Here is a 16,868-nt window from a genome sequence, read left to right on the forward strand (position 1 = left end):
TCATGACCACCGAGGTACACATCGGCGAGTACACGTTCGAGCTGGCGCAGGCAGGTCCCGTCGACGGCGTACCCGTCGTTGCGCTGCACGGCTTTCCACAGACCAACGCGTCGTGGTCGCGGGTGACCCCCGAATTGACGGCCGCGGGCTGCCGCGTCCTGGCCCCCAACCAGCGGGGCTACTCCCCCGGTGCCCGCCCGATCGGCGTCGAGCACTACCGCATCGAGCGTCTCACCGAGGACGTCCTCGGTCTGCTCGACGCCTTCGACCTGAACTCGGCGCACCTGGTGGGTCACGACTGGGGCGCTGTGGTCGCCTGGCATGTCGCCGCCGAGCATCCCGACCGCGTCCGAAGCCTCACTGCCGCATCCGTTCCGCACTCTGCGGCGTTCAACTGGGCCATTCGCGAGGACCCGGACCAGCAACAGCGGTCCCAGTACTTCGGCTTGCTTCGCGAACCTGAGAAGGCCGAACGAGTACTGACCGAGAACGACGCCCAACGGCTCCGCGCGATGTTCGGGGCCGAAAGCCTCGACGACGAATACGTTCGCCATCTGACGGTGCCGGGAGCACTGACGGCTGCGTCGAGTTGGTATGCCGCGATGACGCGGGAGTTCGCGAACCTACCTGCGGTGACGGTGCCGACCACCTACGTGTGGAGCAACGGCGATACCGCCATCGGTCGAGCCGGCGCGGAGCGCTGCGCCGAGTTCGTCGATGCGCCGTACCGATTCGTCGAACTCGACGGCATCTCCCACTGGATCCCCGAGGAAGCCCCCGACAGACTCGCAGCCGAGATCTTGGATCGTATCGGGTCGGTCTAAACCTGTTCCGGGGCGCGAACTTTCAGCAATGCCAGCAGCCCGGCGGCGAGGACGATGATCAGCCCGGCGATACCTGCGCGGTCGGCGTCGAACATCCACACGAACAGCCCGAACAGCGAGGGCGCGAGAAACGACGCGGCCCGACCCGTCGTCGCGAACAGTCCGAAGAACTGACCCTCGCGCCCGGGCGGTGCCAGTCGGGCCAGGAAGGTACGCGCAGACGATTGCGCGGGCCCCACGAACAGGCACAGGATCAGCCCGAAGATCCAGAACATCGTCGGTCCCGACACGAACAGCAGAATGGTTCCGGCACCGATCATGGACGTGAGCGAGAAGACGATGACCTTCTTGGGTCCGATTCTGTCGTCGAACCGCCCGGCGACGATGGCACCGAGGCCTGCGATGACATTGGCGGCGACGCCGAACAGCAGTACGTCCGCCGCGCCGATGCCGTAGACGCTGACCGCGAGAACGGCTCCGAAAGTGAACACGCCCGCCAGTCCGTCTCGGAACAGTGCGCTGGCGATCAGGTAGTAGACGGCACGCCGGTCTGCGCTCCACAACTCGCGCACATCACGAAAGAGAACGCGATAGGACTCCGCGAAGCCGGCCTGTGCCGCCTCGGGATCGGCGATGGCCCTGGGTACTTCGGGAACTGCGAACATCACCGGGATGGCCGAGACCGCGAACCAGACGGCCGCCAGCACGGCGACGAGCCTGATGTTGAGCCCTCCATCGGTGCTCAGCCCCAGCAGGCCCCGAGTGTCGCCGTCCCCGACGATGAAACCGAGGTAGCCCAGAAGGAGTAGGACAATTCCACCGAAATAGCCCATCGCCCAACCGAATCCGGACACACGTCCGATATTGGCCGGGGTGGAGACCTGCCGCAGCATCGAGTTGTACGGAATACTGGCCAGCTCGAACATGATGGATCCGAGACCGAGCAGCAGCAGCCCGAGCCACAGATAGTGGTAGTCGTCCTGTACGAAGAACAAGCCGGCCATGGCCACGACCGTCAACGCGGTCAATAGCCCCAGCAGCCATTTTCTCTTGCCGCGGGCGTCGAAGTACTGCCCGCACACCGGTGCCAGCAGTGCGATTACGACGCTCGACAGCGCGATGGACCAGCTGAACCACGTGGTCGCCGAGATGGATCCGGGTAGGTCGTCACCGACGGCATCGGTGAGATACACCGAGAACACGAACGTGAGAATGACGGCATTGAACGCGGCCGATCCCCAGTCCCAGAACCCCCAGGCGGTGACCTGCTTACGCGTTGTGGCGACTCCGACGACAGCGGCCTCCGGCTGGGTTCCCATGGTTGCCAACACTAGCCCGCGACGGGCCCACGTTTGGGTGCACCTAGTTGCATAGTCACCACGTTGCATACATACTCTCGGGTGTGGCTTTGGAACACGCGATTCTGGTCTCCCTCACCGAGCTGAGCGGCTCGGGGTACGAGCTCGCCCGACGGTTCGACAAGTCCATCGGCTTCTTCTGGAGTGCAACTCATCAGCAGATCTACCGCACTCTGACGCGGATGGATGGAGCGGGCTGGATCACCGGCGAGGCAGTCGCACAGGACGGCCGTCCCGACAAGAAGGTCTATTCGGTCAGCACCGCGGGCCGCGCCGAGCTCGATCGCTGGATCGCCGCGCCGACCGATCCCTCGCAGCTTCGCGAGGAGCTCGCCGTGAAGATTCGCGGTGCGGCCAACGGTGACATCGAAGCGTTGAAAGTCGAAGTCGCCCGCCACCGCGACGTACATGCCACCCGTCTCGACGTGTATCGACTGATCGAGAAGCAGGACTTTCCGGCCCCCGCTGCCCTGACCGGTACCGCGCTGCATCAATACCTGGTGCTCCGCGGCGGGATTCGTGTCGAAGAAGGATTCACCGAATGGTGCACCGAGGTATTGGAGAAACTGTGAAGACCGAGCAGACCACTGGTCCGTACCCGAATCTGTTGTCGCCGTTGAACGTCGGCGCAACCACGCTGAAGAACCGCGTGATCATGGGATCGATTCACACCGGCCTCGAAGATCGCGCCCGCGACACCGGCCGCCTGGCTGCCTACTTCGCCGAGCGTGCCCGCGGCGGAGTCGCACTCATCATCACCGGGGGTTACGCCCCCAATCGCACCGGGTGGCTGTTGCCGTTCGGGGCCAAGCTGACCAACCGCATCGAGGCCCGTCGGCACCGCAGGATCACCACTGCCGTGCACCGCGAAGGCGGCAAGATCGCGCTCCAGATCCTCCATGCCGGACGCTATTCCTACCAGCCGCTGAGTGTGTCGGCATCGTCGATCAAGGCTCCCATCAATCCTTTTCGGCCCAGGCGATTGACCTCGAGGGGCGTTCGCTGGCAGATCAGAAACTTCGTGCGGTGCGCCCGACTCGCACAGAGCGCCGGCTACGACGGCGTCGAAATCATGGGCGGCGAAGGCTACTTCATCAACCAGTTCCTCTCCGAGCGCACCAACAAGCGACGCGACGAATGGGGTGGTTCCGCGGAGAACCGTCGCAGAATGGCAGTCGAGATCGTGCGGCAGATCCGTGCCGCCGTCGGATCCGACTTTCTCATCGTGTTCCGGCTGTCGATGGCCGACCTCGTCGAGGAGGGCCAGAGCTGGAACGACATCGTCGCCCTCGCCGAGGACGTGGAGGCCGCAGGCGCGAACATCATCAACACCGACATCGGCTGGCACGAATCGCGGGTGCCGACCATCGTCACCTCGGTTCCGCGAGCAGCATTCGCCGACATCACCGGCAAGCTCGAAAAATACGTGAGCATCCCCGTCGCCGCGTCCAACCGCATCAACATGCCCGAGATCGCCGAGAACATCCTCGCCCGCGGCGACGCGCAGCTGATCGCCATGGCCAGGCCGATGCTCGCCGATCCGTTCTGGGTCGAGAAGGCTGCTTCCGATTCCGCGGATCGAATCAACACCTGCATCGCCTGCAATCAGGCCTGCCTCGACCACGCCTTCGTACACAAGAAGGTCTCGTGCCTGGTCAACCCTCGCGCCGGTCGCGAGATCGACCTGCAGTTGTTGCCGACGAAGAAGACCAAGAAGGTGGCGGTCGTCGGGGCCGGGCCCGCCGGACTGTCTGCGGCGCTCACCCTTGCGCAACGCGGACACGCCGTCAGCCTGTTCGAGGCCAGGGGCGAGATCGGCGGCCAATTCGGTATCGCCCGTCTGATTCCCGGCAAGGAAGAGTTCGCCGAGACCATTCGCTACTTCTCCACCGCTCTGCGCGACGCGGATGTTGCGGTACACCTCGATACTCGGGTTACCGCCGCAGAACTCGCCGCGGGCGAATTCGACGAGGTGGTCCTGGCCACCGGTGTCACTCCCCGGATGCCGCAGATCCCAGGTATCGATCACCCGTCCGTGCTCTCGTACGCGGAACTGGTGCGCGACGGTAGGGCCGTCGGCGACCGGGTCGCGGTCATCGGTGCCGGCGGTATCGGCATCGACATCTCCGAGTTCCTCACCACCGACGCCTCCCCCACGCTGGACCTGAAGGAATGGAAGCAGGAGTGGGGAGTCACCGAGCCCGAGGCCGCGCCGGGCGCGTTGACCACCCCGGTGCCTGCCGCATCTCCTCGGGAGGTCTACCTCCTGCAACGCAAGCCGGGACGTATCGGGGCCGGTCTCGCGAAGACCACCGGGTGGGTTCACCGCGCAGCATTGAAAGCCAAGGGCGTGCACCAGCTTTCGGGCGTCAACTACGAGAAGATCGACGATGCGGGCCTGCACATCTCGTTCGGCGAGAAGCACGAACGACCACGCTTGCTCGAGGTGGACACCATCGTGATCTGCGCGGGCCAGGAGTCGGTCCGGGATCTGGTCGGCGAGCTGAAGGCCGCGGGCACCACCACACACATCATCGGCGGTGCGGACGTGGCGGCAGAGTTGGACGCCAAACGGGCGATAGAGCAGGGCACCCGGCTCGCGGCCACGATCTGATCTGTCCGCTAGCCTGTCTCACCGTGAGCCTGCCCAAGCCCAGCCCCGATGCCCGCGCCGTCGTCACCGGAGCCTCCTCCGGTATCGGTGAAGCCCTGGCCACCGAACTCGCCACCCGTGGTCACTCGTTGATCGTCGTGGCCCGACGTGGTGAACTGCTCGAGGCGCTGGCCGCGAAGCTCACCGCCGAGCACGGCGTCACCGTCGAGGTGCGGGCGTCGGATCTGTCCAACCGCGAGCAGCGCCAGGAGCTGGTCACCGAGCTCTCCGAGCGTGAGATCTCGATCCTGTGCAACAACGCAGGCATCGCGACGTTCGGACCGGTGGCCGGGCTCGATCCCGCGTACGAGCGCGATCAGGTGGAGCTCAATGCCGTTGCCGTACACGACCTCACGCTGGCAGTCATGCCCGGCATGATCGGTCGCGGAGCAGGCGGCATCCTCATCACCGGTTCTGCGGCGGGCAACATGGCCATCCCCAACAACGCGACCTACGCCGCGACGAAGGCCTTCGTCAACACGTTCTCGGAGTCACTGCGCGGTGAGCTCGCGGGCACCGGCGTCAACGTCACCCTGCTCGCTCCAGGCCCGGTCCGCACCGAGACACCCGACCCGGCCGATGCGTCGATCGTCGACAAGATGGTTCCCGACTTCCTGTGGATCGACAGCGCCTACACCGCGAAGCTGTCACTGGACGGCCTGGCGAAGAACAAGATGCGCGTCGTTCCCGGACTGCTCAGCAAGGGCATGTCGGTCGCCGGGCAGTACAGCCCGCGCAGCATCTCCGCGCCGATCATCGGCAGCTTCTACAAGAAGCTCGGCAGCTAGTACCCGAATCCTGGTCGTTCCGCGGGCTCCACTCCCGACTGAACAAGCTCAGCGCCGCCGACGCCGACCGGTTCCGAAGATGCTGCGCGAGATTTCCCGCCCGGCGGCCGAGGCAGCCGATCGAAGGAAGCTCTTCACCGCCGGGTTGCTCATGATGCGCTCCGCGGCCGACGGCCCGTCCGGCTCGCTCGGAGGCAGATCCGGCAGATCGGCGGGCAGCGGTGGGATATCGAACTTCTCGGCCGGCACGGCCACGTCCGTGACGCGTGCGTTCATCCGCTCGTAGGCGGACTCGCGATCGATCGTCTCGCGGTACTTGGCGGACAGGGTGCTCGACGACGCGGCAGCCGCGATGGCGTCGTTGCCGATGGTGTCCATCAGGGAGCGGGGCGGGCGAATCTTCGTCCATGCCACCGGTGTCGGCGCGCCTTTCTCCGAGAGCACCGTCACGATCGCTTCTCCGGTCCCCAACGACGTCAGTGCCTTCTCGAGGTCGTAGGCGTCGGTCTTGGGGTACGTGCGCACCGTCTTGTTCAACGCCTTCTGGTCATCGGGCGTGAACGCGCGAAGGGCATGCTGAATTCTCGCGCCCAATTGGGAGAGAACGTCGTTGGGGACGTCGGTGGGCAGCTGTGTGCAGAAGAAGACGCCGACGCCCTTCGAGCGAATGAGCTTGACGGTCTGTTCCACCTGCTGCAAAAAGGCTTTCGACGCGTCGGCGAAGAGCAGATGCGCCTCGTCGAAGATGAACACGAGCTTGGGCTTGTCGACGTCACCGACCTCGGGCAACGTCTGGAAAAAATCGGCCAGTACCCACATCAGGAAGGTGGAGAACATCACCGGGCGTGACGCCTGAGCACCGAGCTCGAACAGGGTGATGACGCCTCGTCCGTCGGGTCCGACGCGGAGTAGGTCCTCGGTCTCGAGTTCCGGTTCGCCGAAGAAGGTGTCGCCGCCGTCGGCCTCGAGATTGGCCAAGGCACGCAGGATGACTCCAGCGGTCGCCGACGAGACACCGCCGATGCCTTTCAGGTCGGCCTTGCCTTCGTCACTCGTCAGATGCATGATCACCGACCGCAGGTCCTTGAGATCGAGCAAGGCAAGTCCCTGGGAATCGGCCCAGTGAAAGATCAGCCCCAGGGTCGACTCTTGAGTGTTGTTGAGCCCCAACACTTTGCTGAGCAAAATCGGTCCGAACGCGGTGATCGTGGCCCGCACCGGCACCCCGATTCCCTCGGTGCCGAGCGAGAGAAATTCCACCGGGTGTCCGGCGGGAGCCCAGTCCGTCAGGCCGGTGTCCGCAGCGCGGCTGCGGATCTTGTCGTTGCCTTCGCCCGGCGCGGACAAGCCCGAGAGATCTCCTTTGACGTCGGCCATGACAACGGGAACCCCTGCGGCAGAAAGCTGTTCGGCTATCCCCTGGAGCGTCTTGGTCTTGCCGGTTCCGGTGGCCCCGGCAACGAGACCGTGCCTGTTCAACGTGGCCAACGGAATACGAATGCGGGCAGCGGGGTCGGTGACACCGTCCAGAACGACGGTTCCCAGTTCCAATGCCGCACCTGCCGATGTGTATCCGGCGGCGATCTCGCTTGCTTTACCGTGCACCGCCGGTGCCGACCCTTGCTCTGCGGCACGCGCCTCGGCCTCGGCGGCGTCGGCCGCAGCCAGAGCGTCGGCAGCCACCCGTGCGGCTTCCACGGCCGCCGCTTTGGCCGCCTTCGCCTTCTCGGCAGGGCTGAGCGTGGGTGCCGGCTGCGTCGGGTCGCCTGTCATGTCCGCATCCTTTCGTGAACGTGCGCTGAAGTGAACGGGGTCGATCGCCACCGCAAACCCTAGTGGCTGTGGTGCGCGCACTACTGTGGAGCGAGTGCAGGACAAACTCGTGTGGATCGACTGTGAAATGACCGGCTTGGACCTGAGCAAGGACAAGCTGATCGAAATCGCGGCGTTGGTGACCGACAGTGAGCTCAACATCCTCGGGGAGGGTGTCGACATCGTCATCCACGCCGACGACGATGCGTTGGCGAACATGCCGGCCGTCGTCACCGACATGCATGCCAAGTCGGGCTTGACCGACGAGGTGCGCGCGTCGACGGTGAGCCTGGAGGAAGCCGAGCAGCGCGTGCTCGCGTACATCAAGGAGCACGTCCCGGTGGCCGGAACGGTTCCGCTCGCGGGAAACTCGATCGGGACCGATCGTGGATTCATCTCTCGCGACATGACCGCGCTCGACACCTACCTCCACTACCGAATGATCGACGTCAGCTCGATCAAAGAACTTTCCCGACGGTGGTACCCGCGGATCTACTACGGGCAGCCGGCCAAGGGCCTTGCGCACCGCGCCCTGGCCGACATCAAGGAGTCAATCAAGGAGTTGCAGTACTACCGTCGTACCGCCTTCGTCGCGCCCCCGGGGCCGTCGACCAGCGATATCGCGGCAGTCGTTCAGGATCTCGACACGCAGCAGGGGGCGGATTAGCAACCTCGGATTCAACCCGCTAGTATTGTCGACGCTGCTGATGGAGAGCCCGAAAAGGTTCTGCGGACGCATGCAATGGTGGGCGTAGTTCAGCTGGTAGAGCACCAGGTTGTGATCCTGGATGTCGCGGGTTCGAGTCCCGTCGCTCACCCCAAACGAAGAAGGCCGGTCTCCTCGCGAGACCGGCCTTTTTTGTGTATCCTCTCCACCCTTCGCCAGGGTGTTCGAGCGGACGGTGCGTACCCACCCTGACCTCGAATTACGTTGTTGTAATTCACTTTTCGAGTTTCTTATGGGGTTTCTGTGACGTACGGTTACCAATGGCACTTTTGGGGAAGAAAAGTACCAACGTGATTCATGTGTTTTCTGCTACGTGAGTTCAGCGTGCCCCGAAGCGTCACCGAACATGCTCGACGCCCAGCTCGCACCCATCCGACGGGTGCACGGCGGGCAGAGACGAGGAGGCTTTTTCGTGGGTCGCAGAATGCACAGAGTCATAGCGGGTTCGATCTTGTCGGCAGCACTGTGCATCGGCACAACCGGCTTGCTCAGCCCAGCGGTGGCCACCGCTCAACCCACGATCGAATTACCTCAGATCCCAATCCCCCAGCCCGATGCGCAGCAGCGGGCCGCAATACTCGCCGCGGTGCTCGACGCCACCGGTGTGCTCATCAACCAGGTCGCGGCGATCGTTCTCGACGGCGACGTGCTGTCGGTGCCGGATACCGCAAATCCCGCGGATGTACCCGAGATCGAACTTCCGAGTGCGCCGCCCACGGTGGGGCTCGGAGGTGCCGTGCTCCCGATCGACGCAGGCAAATATCGCATCACTTCGGGTTACGGCGGACGCAACAACCCGACCGGCAACGGCGCGCAGTACCACCAGGGTGTGGACCTGGCTGCCGACAGCGGAACCCCGATCCATGCGGTGACCGGCGGAACCGTCGTTCAGGCCGGAGACGCGGGCGACGGCTACGGCAAGCTCGTTCGGGTCAAGAGCGGAAACACCGAGACCTACTACGGCCATCAGTCCAGCCTCGCTGTGTCCGTCGGTGACGAGGTGGCACCGGGAGATGTCCTCGGGGCGGTCGGCAGCACCGGCAATTCGACGGGACCGCATCTGCACTTCGAGGTCCGCAACAACGGCTCGAGCATCGAACCGGTCGCGTACCTGAAGACACTCGGGATCGATCCTTCGCTCTACCAGACCCGCGATCGAAGCTGATCGACACCGATCAGACAGTGGTGGCGTTGCCCGCTTTCCACTCGTCCCAGGGGATGTTCCAGTCGCCGAGACCATCGGTCCCCGACAACGTTCCACCGACGGTGTTCTTGACGACGACGATGTCGCCCCGCTTGGTGTTGTCGTAGACCCACTTGGCATTGGTGGGGCTCAGATTCAGGCAACCGTGCGAGGCGTTCGAGTACCCCTGCTGTCCCACCGACCACGGTGCGGAGTGGAAGAAGATGCCGCTGTACGACATCCGCGTCGCCCAGTCGACCGGAGTGCGGTACCCGGTGGACGAGTTGACCGGCACACCGTAGGTCGACGAATCCATGACGAGATGCTCGAATCGATCACCGATGATGTAGACGCCGTTGTCCGTCGGGGTGGAGTCCTTGCCCATCGACGTCGGCATCGTGATGACATCCTGGCCGTTGACGTTGAACGTCACCTGCTTGGTGTTGTCGTCCGCAGTGGCAATGACCGCGTCGCCGATCGTGAACGACGTCGTCGCATTCTCCTGGCCGTAGATGTCGTCACCGAGATCACGCCCGTACACGTTGACGGCCACGTCGACCTTGGTGCCCGGTGCCCAGTAGTTCTGCGGTCGCCAGCGAACCTCTTTGTTGTTTACCCAGTAGAACGCACCTTCCACGGCCGGCGTCGTGGTGACCGTGATCGCATTCTGGGCAGCAAGCTTGTCGGTGATCGCCTCGTCGAACTGGACCGCGACAGGCTGCCCGATACCCACCACGTCGCCCGGGTTCGGCAGAACGTAGGGCTTGGTGAAATTGCCCGGCTGGCTGGTGGTGAAGCTCGACACCGTGCTCGACGATCCTCCGAGTCCGTACGCATCGGCCTGCACTCGATACTCGCGGTTGTAGCCGAGGGGTTCGGTGTTGGTCCACGACAGCCCGTCCGGAGCAATGGCTCCCGATACCGGCTCGCCGTCGGGGTTGAGCATGGTGACCGAGGACAACTTGCCGTCGGCAACCGAGACGGTCACCGGGTCTGCCGGTGAGAATCCGACTGCTCCGTCGAGCACGCTCGCGGTCAGCTTCGGTTTCATCAGTTCGGTCATCGGGTTGGAATCGATCGGAACGGAGGGTTCGGAGATGTCCGTCTGCGAGCTGCACCCGGACAGCACCGCCACCGAAGCGACAACTCCCACCGCGGCGAGAACGAATCCTCGAGACACCCTCATGAACACACCACTTCCCACTTCGAGCCCGACCCGGACGATTCTGCCAGCGCAGAATCCACACATTCCACTCGACAGCCCGTTCGACAAATAACGTTCGAGTACCAATCGTGCTGCAGAAAGTTGGTGTTACCTCCCTGCCACACAGGGCGGTGCCGCGAACGCACATCACCGCCTCGTTCGACGCCCGGTGAGGACAACGTCATATCCGGCTAACCGATGTGTAATGGCCGCGCACACTGCACCGGGCACTGTGGAAGCCATGGTCACCACGGTGAAGACACTCTGCGCATACTGCGGCGTGGGATGCGGCATGGTGCTCGAGGTCGGTGGGCCGTCGGCGGCGAAGTCCCAGTCGAGCTCCCGGTCGACGCTGCCGATCGGGCCCACGGTCACCAAGTCGGTCGGCGACAAGACCCACCCGGCGAACTTCGGCCGACTGTGCACCAAGGGAAGCACCACCGCAGACATGCTTGCCGCGCCGGGCCGCCTCGACAAGGCTCGAATTCGCCACCGGCGCGGTGACCGGCCGGAGAGTACGGACACCTCGGTGGCCATCACCGATACTGCCCGCAGGCTCCGCACGATCCTCGGCGAACACGGACCCGATTCCGTTGCGCTGTACGTATCGGGGCAGATGTCGATCGAGGCTCAGTACCTGTCGAACAAACTGGCCAAAGGGTTCATCGGTACCAATCAGATCGAATCCAACTCACGACTGTGCATGGCCAGCGCGGGGACCGGCTACAAGCAGTCACTCGGAGCCGACGGTCCGCCGGGGTCGTACGAAGACTTCGACAACGCCGACGTGTTCCTCGTCATCGGCTCCAACATGGCCGACTGCCACCCCATCCTGTTTCTGCGAATGATGGACCGGGTCAAGGCCGGTGCGAAACTGATCGTGGTCGATCCGCGGCGCACCGCCACCGCCGACAAGGCGCACCTGCACCTCATGCTCGAACCGGGATCCGATCTGGCGCTGCTCAACGGCCTGCTGGCTCTGATCGTCGACAGCGGAAACACGGACCCTGACTTCATCGCCCAGTTCACCGACGGCTGGGACGCGATGCCGGAGTTTCTTCGCGACTACACCCCCGAGAAGGTCTGCGCTGCAACCGGTCTCGCCGAGGAAGATCTGCGTGCCGCAGCGGAGATGATCGGGACTGCAGAGAACTGGATGAGCTGTTGGACGATGGGACTCAATCAGTCCACCCACGGCACCTGGAACACCAACGCACTGTGCAATCTCCACCTGGCAACGGGTGCTATCTGCCGGACCGGAAGCGGCCCCTTCTCGTTGACCGGTCAGCCGAACGCGATGGGTGGCCGGGAAATGGGGTACATGGGCCCCGGACTGCCGGGCCAACGGGCGGTCACCAACGACACCGACCGCGCGTTCGTCGAGCAGGCCTGGAAAATCCCGCCCGGAACACTCCGCACCGACGTCGGTGGTGGAACCATCGAGATGTTCTCGAAGTTGGCTGCGGGCGACATCAAAGCTTGCTGGATCATCTGCACCAATCCTGTTGCGTCCGTGGCCAATCGAACAACCGTGATCGACGGTCTCGAGCGTGCCGAACTGGTGATCACCCAAGACGCCTTCGCCGACACCGAGACCAACCGATACGCCGATGTGATGCTGCCCGCTGCGCTGTGGACCGAGGCCCACGGTGTCATGGTCAACTCCGAGCGGAACCTCACGCTGTTCCAGCCGGCTGTCGATGCACCCGGCGGAGCACTCCCCGACTGGAAGATCATCGCCGACATGGCCTGCGCTCTCGGCTATTCCGAGTCGTTCACGTACTCCAGTGCCGAAGAGATCTTCGAGGAGATCAAGCAGTTCTCGAACCCCGCCACCGGTTACGACATTCGCGGCATCACCTACGACGGGCTCCGCGAGGGTTCGATTCAGTGGCCGTGCCCGCCCGAGTCGACTACCACCAGACACCCCATCCGGTACCTCAACGACGGAGTCAGCCAAACCCTGCGGGTGTCGGAGGACGGCTCGATTCCTGCCCTGTCGTTCCCCACCGCGAGCGGTCGAGCGCAGTTTCTCGCCCGACCCGCCATGGCACCGGCCGAGATGCCGGACGACGACTATCCGTTCCTGCTCAACACGGGGCGACTCCCCCATCAGTGGCACACCATGACCAAGACCGGCAAAGTCGCGAAGCTGAACAAACTGAACCCCGGCCCGTTCGTGGAAATACACCCGACCGATGCGGGCCGGCTCGATCTGTCCGACGGCGATACCGTCGAACTGTCGTCGCGTCGAGGCCGTGCGGTACTGCCCGCCGTGGTCACCGACCGAGTGTTACCCGGCGGCTGCTTCGCACCGTTCCACTGGAGCGACGAGTTCGGTGAATCCCTGGCGATCAACGCGGTGACCAATGACGCCGTCGATCCCTACTCGCAGCAACCCGAATTCAAGGCCTGCGCCGTGTCGCTGACGAAAGTATCTGCTGCTCAATCGGATTCGCCCGATACGTCCGAGGACGTGCACGATCCGGTCGACGCTCTCGCCGTGTTGGTCGGCCGCCCGAGCCGACCCGCAGAACCTTTCACCGTCATCGAGCAAAGTTACATGGCCGGCCTGCTGGAGGGACTTCGGACCGACGCAGGTCGCTCCGCGCCGGGAATCCCCACGTTGCCCGAACGGACCCCGCTGACTCCCGAGACGCACGCGTGGCTCGACGGTGCTCTCGCAGGCCTGTTCTCGCGCACTCCCTCGCCGGGCACCGAAGGAACCGCCGGGGACACCTCGTCGGCAGCGGGCAGACCACTGCTCCTGCTGTGGGCCTCGCAGACGGGAACTGCCGAGGAGTTCGCCCAGTCCAGTGTTTCTCATCTGCGAGCTGCTGGGTCTGCCGTCACCGAACACTCCATGGACTCGTTCACCGCAGACCGACTACCGGCCGAGGCCGACGTGTTGATCGTCAGCAGTACCACCGGGGACGGCGAAGCACCCGACAACGGCGCAACCTTCTGGGAGAGCCTGACAACCGATTCGGTACCCGCACTGGACGGAATCCGTTACGCCGTGCTGGCGTTCGGCGACTCGAGTTACGCAGACTTCTGCGGGCACGGCCGCAAGATCGACGAACGTCTCGAGCAACTCGGTGCGCGGCGACTACTCGGCAGGGTCGACCTCGAGCCCGACTACGAGAACGAGGCCGCCGAGTGGCTCGACTCGGTGAGCGCGCTGCTGGCAGGTGACTCGCCAACGTCCGACCCCGCGACCGCGCCTGCGGCACCCGCACGTCGGCCTGCGGCCGCTGACGTAGAACCGCGGTACAGCAAGAAGTCGCCCCTCGTGACTACTCTCGTTCGGAATCGAGTGCTCACCGCACGCGGATCGCTCAAGGACGTCCGTCAACTCGGATTCCACCTTCCTGCGGGCACCCTCGAATACGAGGTGGGTGACGCACTCGGGGTCTGGCCTCGCAACAGTGACCAGTACGTGCAGGAGTGGCTCGGTGCCACCGGACTCGACGGTGACGCCGTCGTCGACTTGGCCGAGCACGGTGAAATGCCGCTCCGTACGGCGTTGGGTCGGCACCTCGAGATCGCCCGTGCCACACCGGATCTATTGAAGTTCGTGCACCGGCGTACCGCGGACGACGACCTCGAGGCCATGTTGCATCCGGACAACAGACACACGCTCACCGACTGGATGTGGGGACGGCAATCGATCGATGTACTTGCCGCACATCCGGTTCGCGCGTCGGTGGACGATTGGCTCGGCGTTCTCAAGCCGTTGCAGCCGCGTCTGTATTCCATCTCCTCGAGCCCGAAGGAGAATCCCGAGGAGGTGCAGGTGACCGTCTCGGCTGTGCGATACAACGTGCACGGTGTCGCTCGACGCGGGGTGTGCTCGACGTATCTGGCCGACCATGCCGCCAACCATGACATCGGGATATTCGTACAGAAATCGACCCATTTCAAACCGCCCGAGGATCCCGCCACGCCGATGATCATGGTCGGTCCCGGCACCGGCATTGCACCGTTCCGGGCGTTCCTGCACGAGCGGCGCGCGCTCGGGCACACCGGCCCGAACTGGCTCTTCTTCGGCGAACAGCACGCGGACACCGACTTCTACTACCGCGACGAACTCACCGCGATGCTGAGCGACGGGTCGCTCGACCGTCTCGACGTCGCCTTTTCCCGGGATCAGAAGGACAAGGTCTACGTGCAGGATCGCATGCGCGAACACGGCAGCGAGCTCTGGAACTGGATTCACCGAGGTGCCCACTTCTATGTCTGTGGCGACGCGTCGAGAATGGCCAAAGACGTGGATGCGGCCCTGAAAGGCGTAGTCGCACAGCACGGGAAACTGGCCCCGAGCAGTGCCGAGGCGTACGTCAAGGCTCTCGCTGCGGAGAAGCGGTACGTGCGCGACGTCTACTGATCCGCAGCCACCAGCGGCGGGACAGTGCGCAGGAGGAAGGCGATTTGGTCTGCGACCACCTGCTCGAAGTCAGCACCGAGATAGATGTCGAAATGGCCTGCGTCGTAGGTTTCGATCTCGCCGAGCGGGGCTGTCCGGGCGTATCGCAGGGTGGCCTTCGCCGGTGCCACAGAATCCGTGTTGCAGACGACGAAGAGTATCGGGCAGCGGACGTCCTTCGCTCGACGTCCGGGCCGATGGCGCACGATCTGCAGCGCGAAGCGGGCGGCAACCCGATTGTGGAACGACTCGTCGGAGTCCGGAGCGAGCGCGAGGTACCCGTCGTAACTGTCGGGTGACGTCATCAATGCGGTAGTCCCCGGTCGTCCGGCGGTCGCCACCATCACCGGCGGCCGCCCGATCACCGATCCCAGCAGGTCGCGCACGGCCCGCACGGACAGTTTGACCGAGGTCCATGTGTTCGATGCGAGCCCGGAGGCGATGCCGTCGGTGAACGGACACTGCGCGACCACCGCGGCGACACGCTGATCCCGTGCTGCCGCGACGATGACGTGGCCACCGCCGAACGACGAGCCCCACAACACGATTCGCGAACCGTCCACGTCCTGCCGACCCCGGGCGCACGCGATCGCTGCCGCCCAGTCCTGCAACTGGGATTCGATATCGAGCAATTGTCGCGGTCGCCCGCCACTGTCTCCGAAGTACCGATAGTCGAACACCAGGCACGCGTAGCCCTCGGCGCGAAATCGTTCTGCGTAGGCGTCGAGTCGCATTCCCCGGGTTCCGCCGAGACCGTGCGCCATGACGATCACCGGGGCCGGCTCGGTGCTGTCGGGCAGGTACAGCCACGCCGCACAGTCGACGCCGTTCGAGTCGAACGTGATGTCCTTACGATCAGGGACCGCGCCCCCCGGCTGCGAATTCATGGGCGAACCATAGCCCAAAAGGATCGTCGGCGAAACGAAAGTGTGGGCAGTGAGGATAAGCGCCGCGCCCGCCGCCCGCAGGCGTGGGGCAGAGACCGACCGGGGCTTTTCTGCGGCTCCGACAGAGTATTGTTCCGACAAATTCGAGCGCTTACACGGCTTGGGTGAGTAATATAACATGGCCTGAACTACCATGTGGACAATGACGACTGGGTACCCGGGTTTCGACGACCGACTGAACGAGCTTCTCGCACGGCAGGCGGAGAAGTCCTGTGTATCCCCCGAGGCGTATATTCGGCGAGCGGTGATCGATCGACTGGTCGACGAACTGTCCGATGATCAGGACTCCGACGTCGGCTCATTACTTCGTGCTCTTCGGGACAGAACTGGGGATCGGCCTGTCACGGCCGCGGCGACCCGATTGTTCGGCACTGCGATCGACGAGCCCGAGCGTCTCGCTGCAGTTGCTCGCACCGGCCTGATGGATACCGACTCGGAGGCGGACTACGACAGGGTTGTGGCGATTGTTGCCGATGCTTTGAACGCCCCGTCTGCCGCCTTCTCTCTGCTGGACGACAAGCGTCAGTACTTCAAGAGCGCACTGGGGTTACCACCCGAAATCGGCAGCGCGCGTGAGGTTCCCATCGAAGGTTCGATTTGCCGATATGCGATCGACCTCGGTCAGCCCCTCGTGGTAGAGGACGCACGATTGATCGAGACTCTCAAGGATCACCCATCGGTTCAGGCCAAGATGCTGGTTTCCTACTTGGGCGTTCCGATCGTCGACGACGATGGCTTTTCCGTCGGCACCGTCTGCGTTTGGGATCAACGACCCCGCCAGTGGACGACAGGTCACGTTCAGATACTTCAGGATCTGGCCTGGATTATTCGCGAGCAAGTTTTCCAATAAACACGCTTTTTCCCACCACGCATTGACAATTTCCGCCCGCAACAGACCTGGGGTTTTTTTCAGCAACTCGGCTAAAAGCTTTCGGTCGCACGGGTA

The 16,868-nt window shown here is 64.0% G+C and carries 12 protein-coding genes and 1 tRNA gene; 9 read left to right on the forward strand and 4 right to left on the reverse strand.

Annotated elements, in window-relative coordinates; genetic code table 11:
• Positions 1-2 precede the first annotated feature (2 nt).
• The gene (locus J1M81_RS14315) at positions 3-824 is read left to right on the forward strand and encodes an alpha/beta fold hydrolase (protein WP_206498220.1); all 822 of its coding nucleotides are present in this window, start codon (positions 3-5) and stop codon (positions 822-824) included.
• Here J1M81_RS14315 and J1M81_RS14320 read toward each other — a convergent pair.
• Complete coding sequence (locus J1M81_RS14320) at positions 821-2,143, reverse strand: MFS transporter (RefSeq protein WP_206498221.1); 1,323 nt, start codon at positions 2,141-2,143, stop codon at positions 821-823. The genes J1M81_RS14315 and J1M81_RS14320 overlap by 4 nt on opposite strands.
• 83 nt (positions 2,144-2,226) lie before the next feature.
• Between J1M81_RS14320 and J1M81_RS14325 the strand changes: the two genes are divergently transcribed.
• From J1M81_RS14325 to cmrA, 3 genes are read left to right on the forward strand one after another with little or no spacing between them, the layout of a single operon-like run.
• Positions 2,227-2,754 carry a PadR family transcriptional regulator gene (locus J1M81_RS14325; RefSeq protein ID WP_045194555.1) on the forward strand — a complete coding sequence of 176 codons (528 nt, stop codon included), beginning with the start codon at positions 2,227-2,229 and terminating at the stop codon, positions 2,752-2,754.
• On the forward strand, positions 2,724-4,796 hold the full coding sequence (locus J1M81_RS14330; protein ID WP_206498222.1) for an NADPH-dependent 2,4-dienoyl-CoA reductase: 2,073 nt from the start codon (positions 2,724-2,726) through the stop codon (positions 4,794-4,796). Before J1M81_RS14325 ends, J1M81_RS14330 begins: the two co-directional genes overlap by 31 nt.
• Before the next feature lie 23 nt (positions 4,797-4,819).
• Complete coding sequence (gene cmrA, locus J1M81_RS14335; RefSeq protein WP_032370197.1) at positions 4,820-5,623, forward strand: mycolate reductase; 804 nt, start codon at positions 4,820-4,822, stop codon at positions 5,621-5,623.
• Between the two features lie 48 nt (positions 5,624-5,671).
• On the opposite strand, the gene J1M81_RS14340 is transcribed toward cmrA, so the two are convergent.
• Positions 5,672-7,396: a helicase HerA-like domain-containing protein gene (locus tag J1M81_RS14340; RefSeq protein WP_206498223.1), complete on the reverse strand. Its 1,725-nt coding sequence runs from the start codon at positions 7,394-7,396 to the stop codon at positions 5,672-5,674.
• A 94-nt stretch (positions 7,397-7,490) separates the two neighbouring features.
• On the opposite strand from J1M81_RS14340, the gene orn reads away from it, so the two are divergent.
• The 3 genes from orn to J1M81_RS14355 all read left to right on the forward strand — a co-directional run bounded on the left by orn (position 7,491) and on the right by J1M81_RS14355 (position 9,327).
• Positions 7,491-8,102, forward strand: coding sequence for an oligoribonuclease (gene orn, locus J1M81_RS14345; protein ID WP_204878852.1), 612 nt, complete (start codon positions 7,491-7,493; stop codon positions 8,100-8,102).
• 78 nt (positions 8,103-8,180) lie between these two features.
• Positions 8,181-8,256 (forward strand) — tRNA-His (locus J1M81_RS14350).
• 330 nt (positions 8,257-8,586) lie between these two features.
• Positions 8,587-9,327, forward strand: a complete 741-nt coding sequence (locus J1M81_RS14355) for a M23 family metallopeptidase (RefSeq protein WP_241258044.1) — start codon at positions 8,587-8,589, stop codon at positions 9,325-9,327.
• Positions 9,328-9,337: 10 nt separating this feature from the next.
• Here the strand turns inward: J1M81_RS14355 and J1M81_RS14360 are convergent, their stop codons facing one another.
• The gene (locus J1M81_RS14360; RefSeq protein WP_032370364.1) at positions 9,338-10,531 is read right to left on the reverse strand and encodes an Ig-like domain-containing protein; all 1,194 of its coding nucleotides are present in this window, start codon (positions 10,529-10,531) and stop codon (positions 9,338-9,340) included.
• A gap of 223 nt (positions 10,532-10,754) precedes the next feature.
• On the opposite strand from J1M81_RS14360, the gene J1M81_RS14365 reads away from it, so the two are divergent.
• Positions 10,755-14,936: a bifunctional nitrate reductase/sulfite reductase flavoprotein subunit alpha gene (locus J1M81_RS14365; RefSeq protein WP_241258046.1), complete on the forward strand. Its 4,182-nt coding sequence runs from the start codon at positions 10,755-10,757 to the stop codon at positions 14,934-14,936.
• On the opposite strand, the gene J1M81_RS14370 is transcribed toward J1M81_RS14365, so the two are convergent.
• Positions 14,930-15,862 carry an alpha/beta hydrolase gene (locus J1M81_RS14370; protein WP_032389275.1) on the reverse strand — a complete coding sequence of 311 codons (933 nt, stop codon included), beginning with the start codon at positions 15,860-15,862 and terminating at the stop codon, positions 14,930-14,932. The two genes, J1M81_RS14365 and J1M81_RS14370, sit on opposite strands and share 7 nt — an antisense overlap.
• A 202-nt stretch (positions 15,863-16,064) precedes the next feature.
• Here J1M81_RS14370 and J1M81_RS14375 point away from each other — a divergent pair, with 202 nt between their 5' ends.
• Positions 16,065-16,772, forward strand: a complete 708-nt coding sequence (locus J1M81_RS14375; RefSeq protein ID WP_206498224.1) for a GAF domain-containing protein — start codon at positions 16,065-16,067, stop codon at positions 16,770-16,772.
• The last annotated feature ends 96 nt before the right edge of the window (positions 16,773-16,868 follow it).

This window comes from Rhodococcus sp. KRD175, assembly GCF_017168275.1.
Taxonomy (GTDB): Bacteria; Actinomycetota; Actinomycetes; order Mycobacteriales; family Mycobacteriaceae; genus Rhodococcoides; species Rhodococcoides fascians.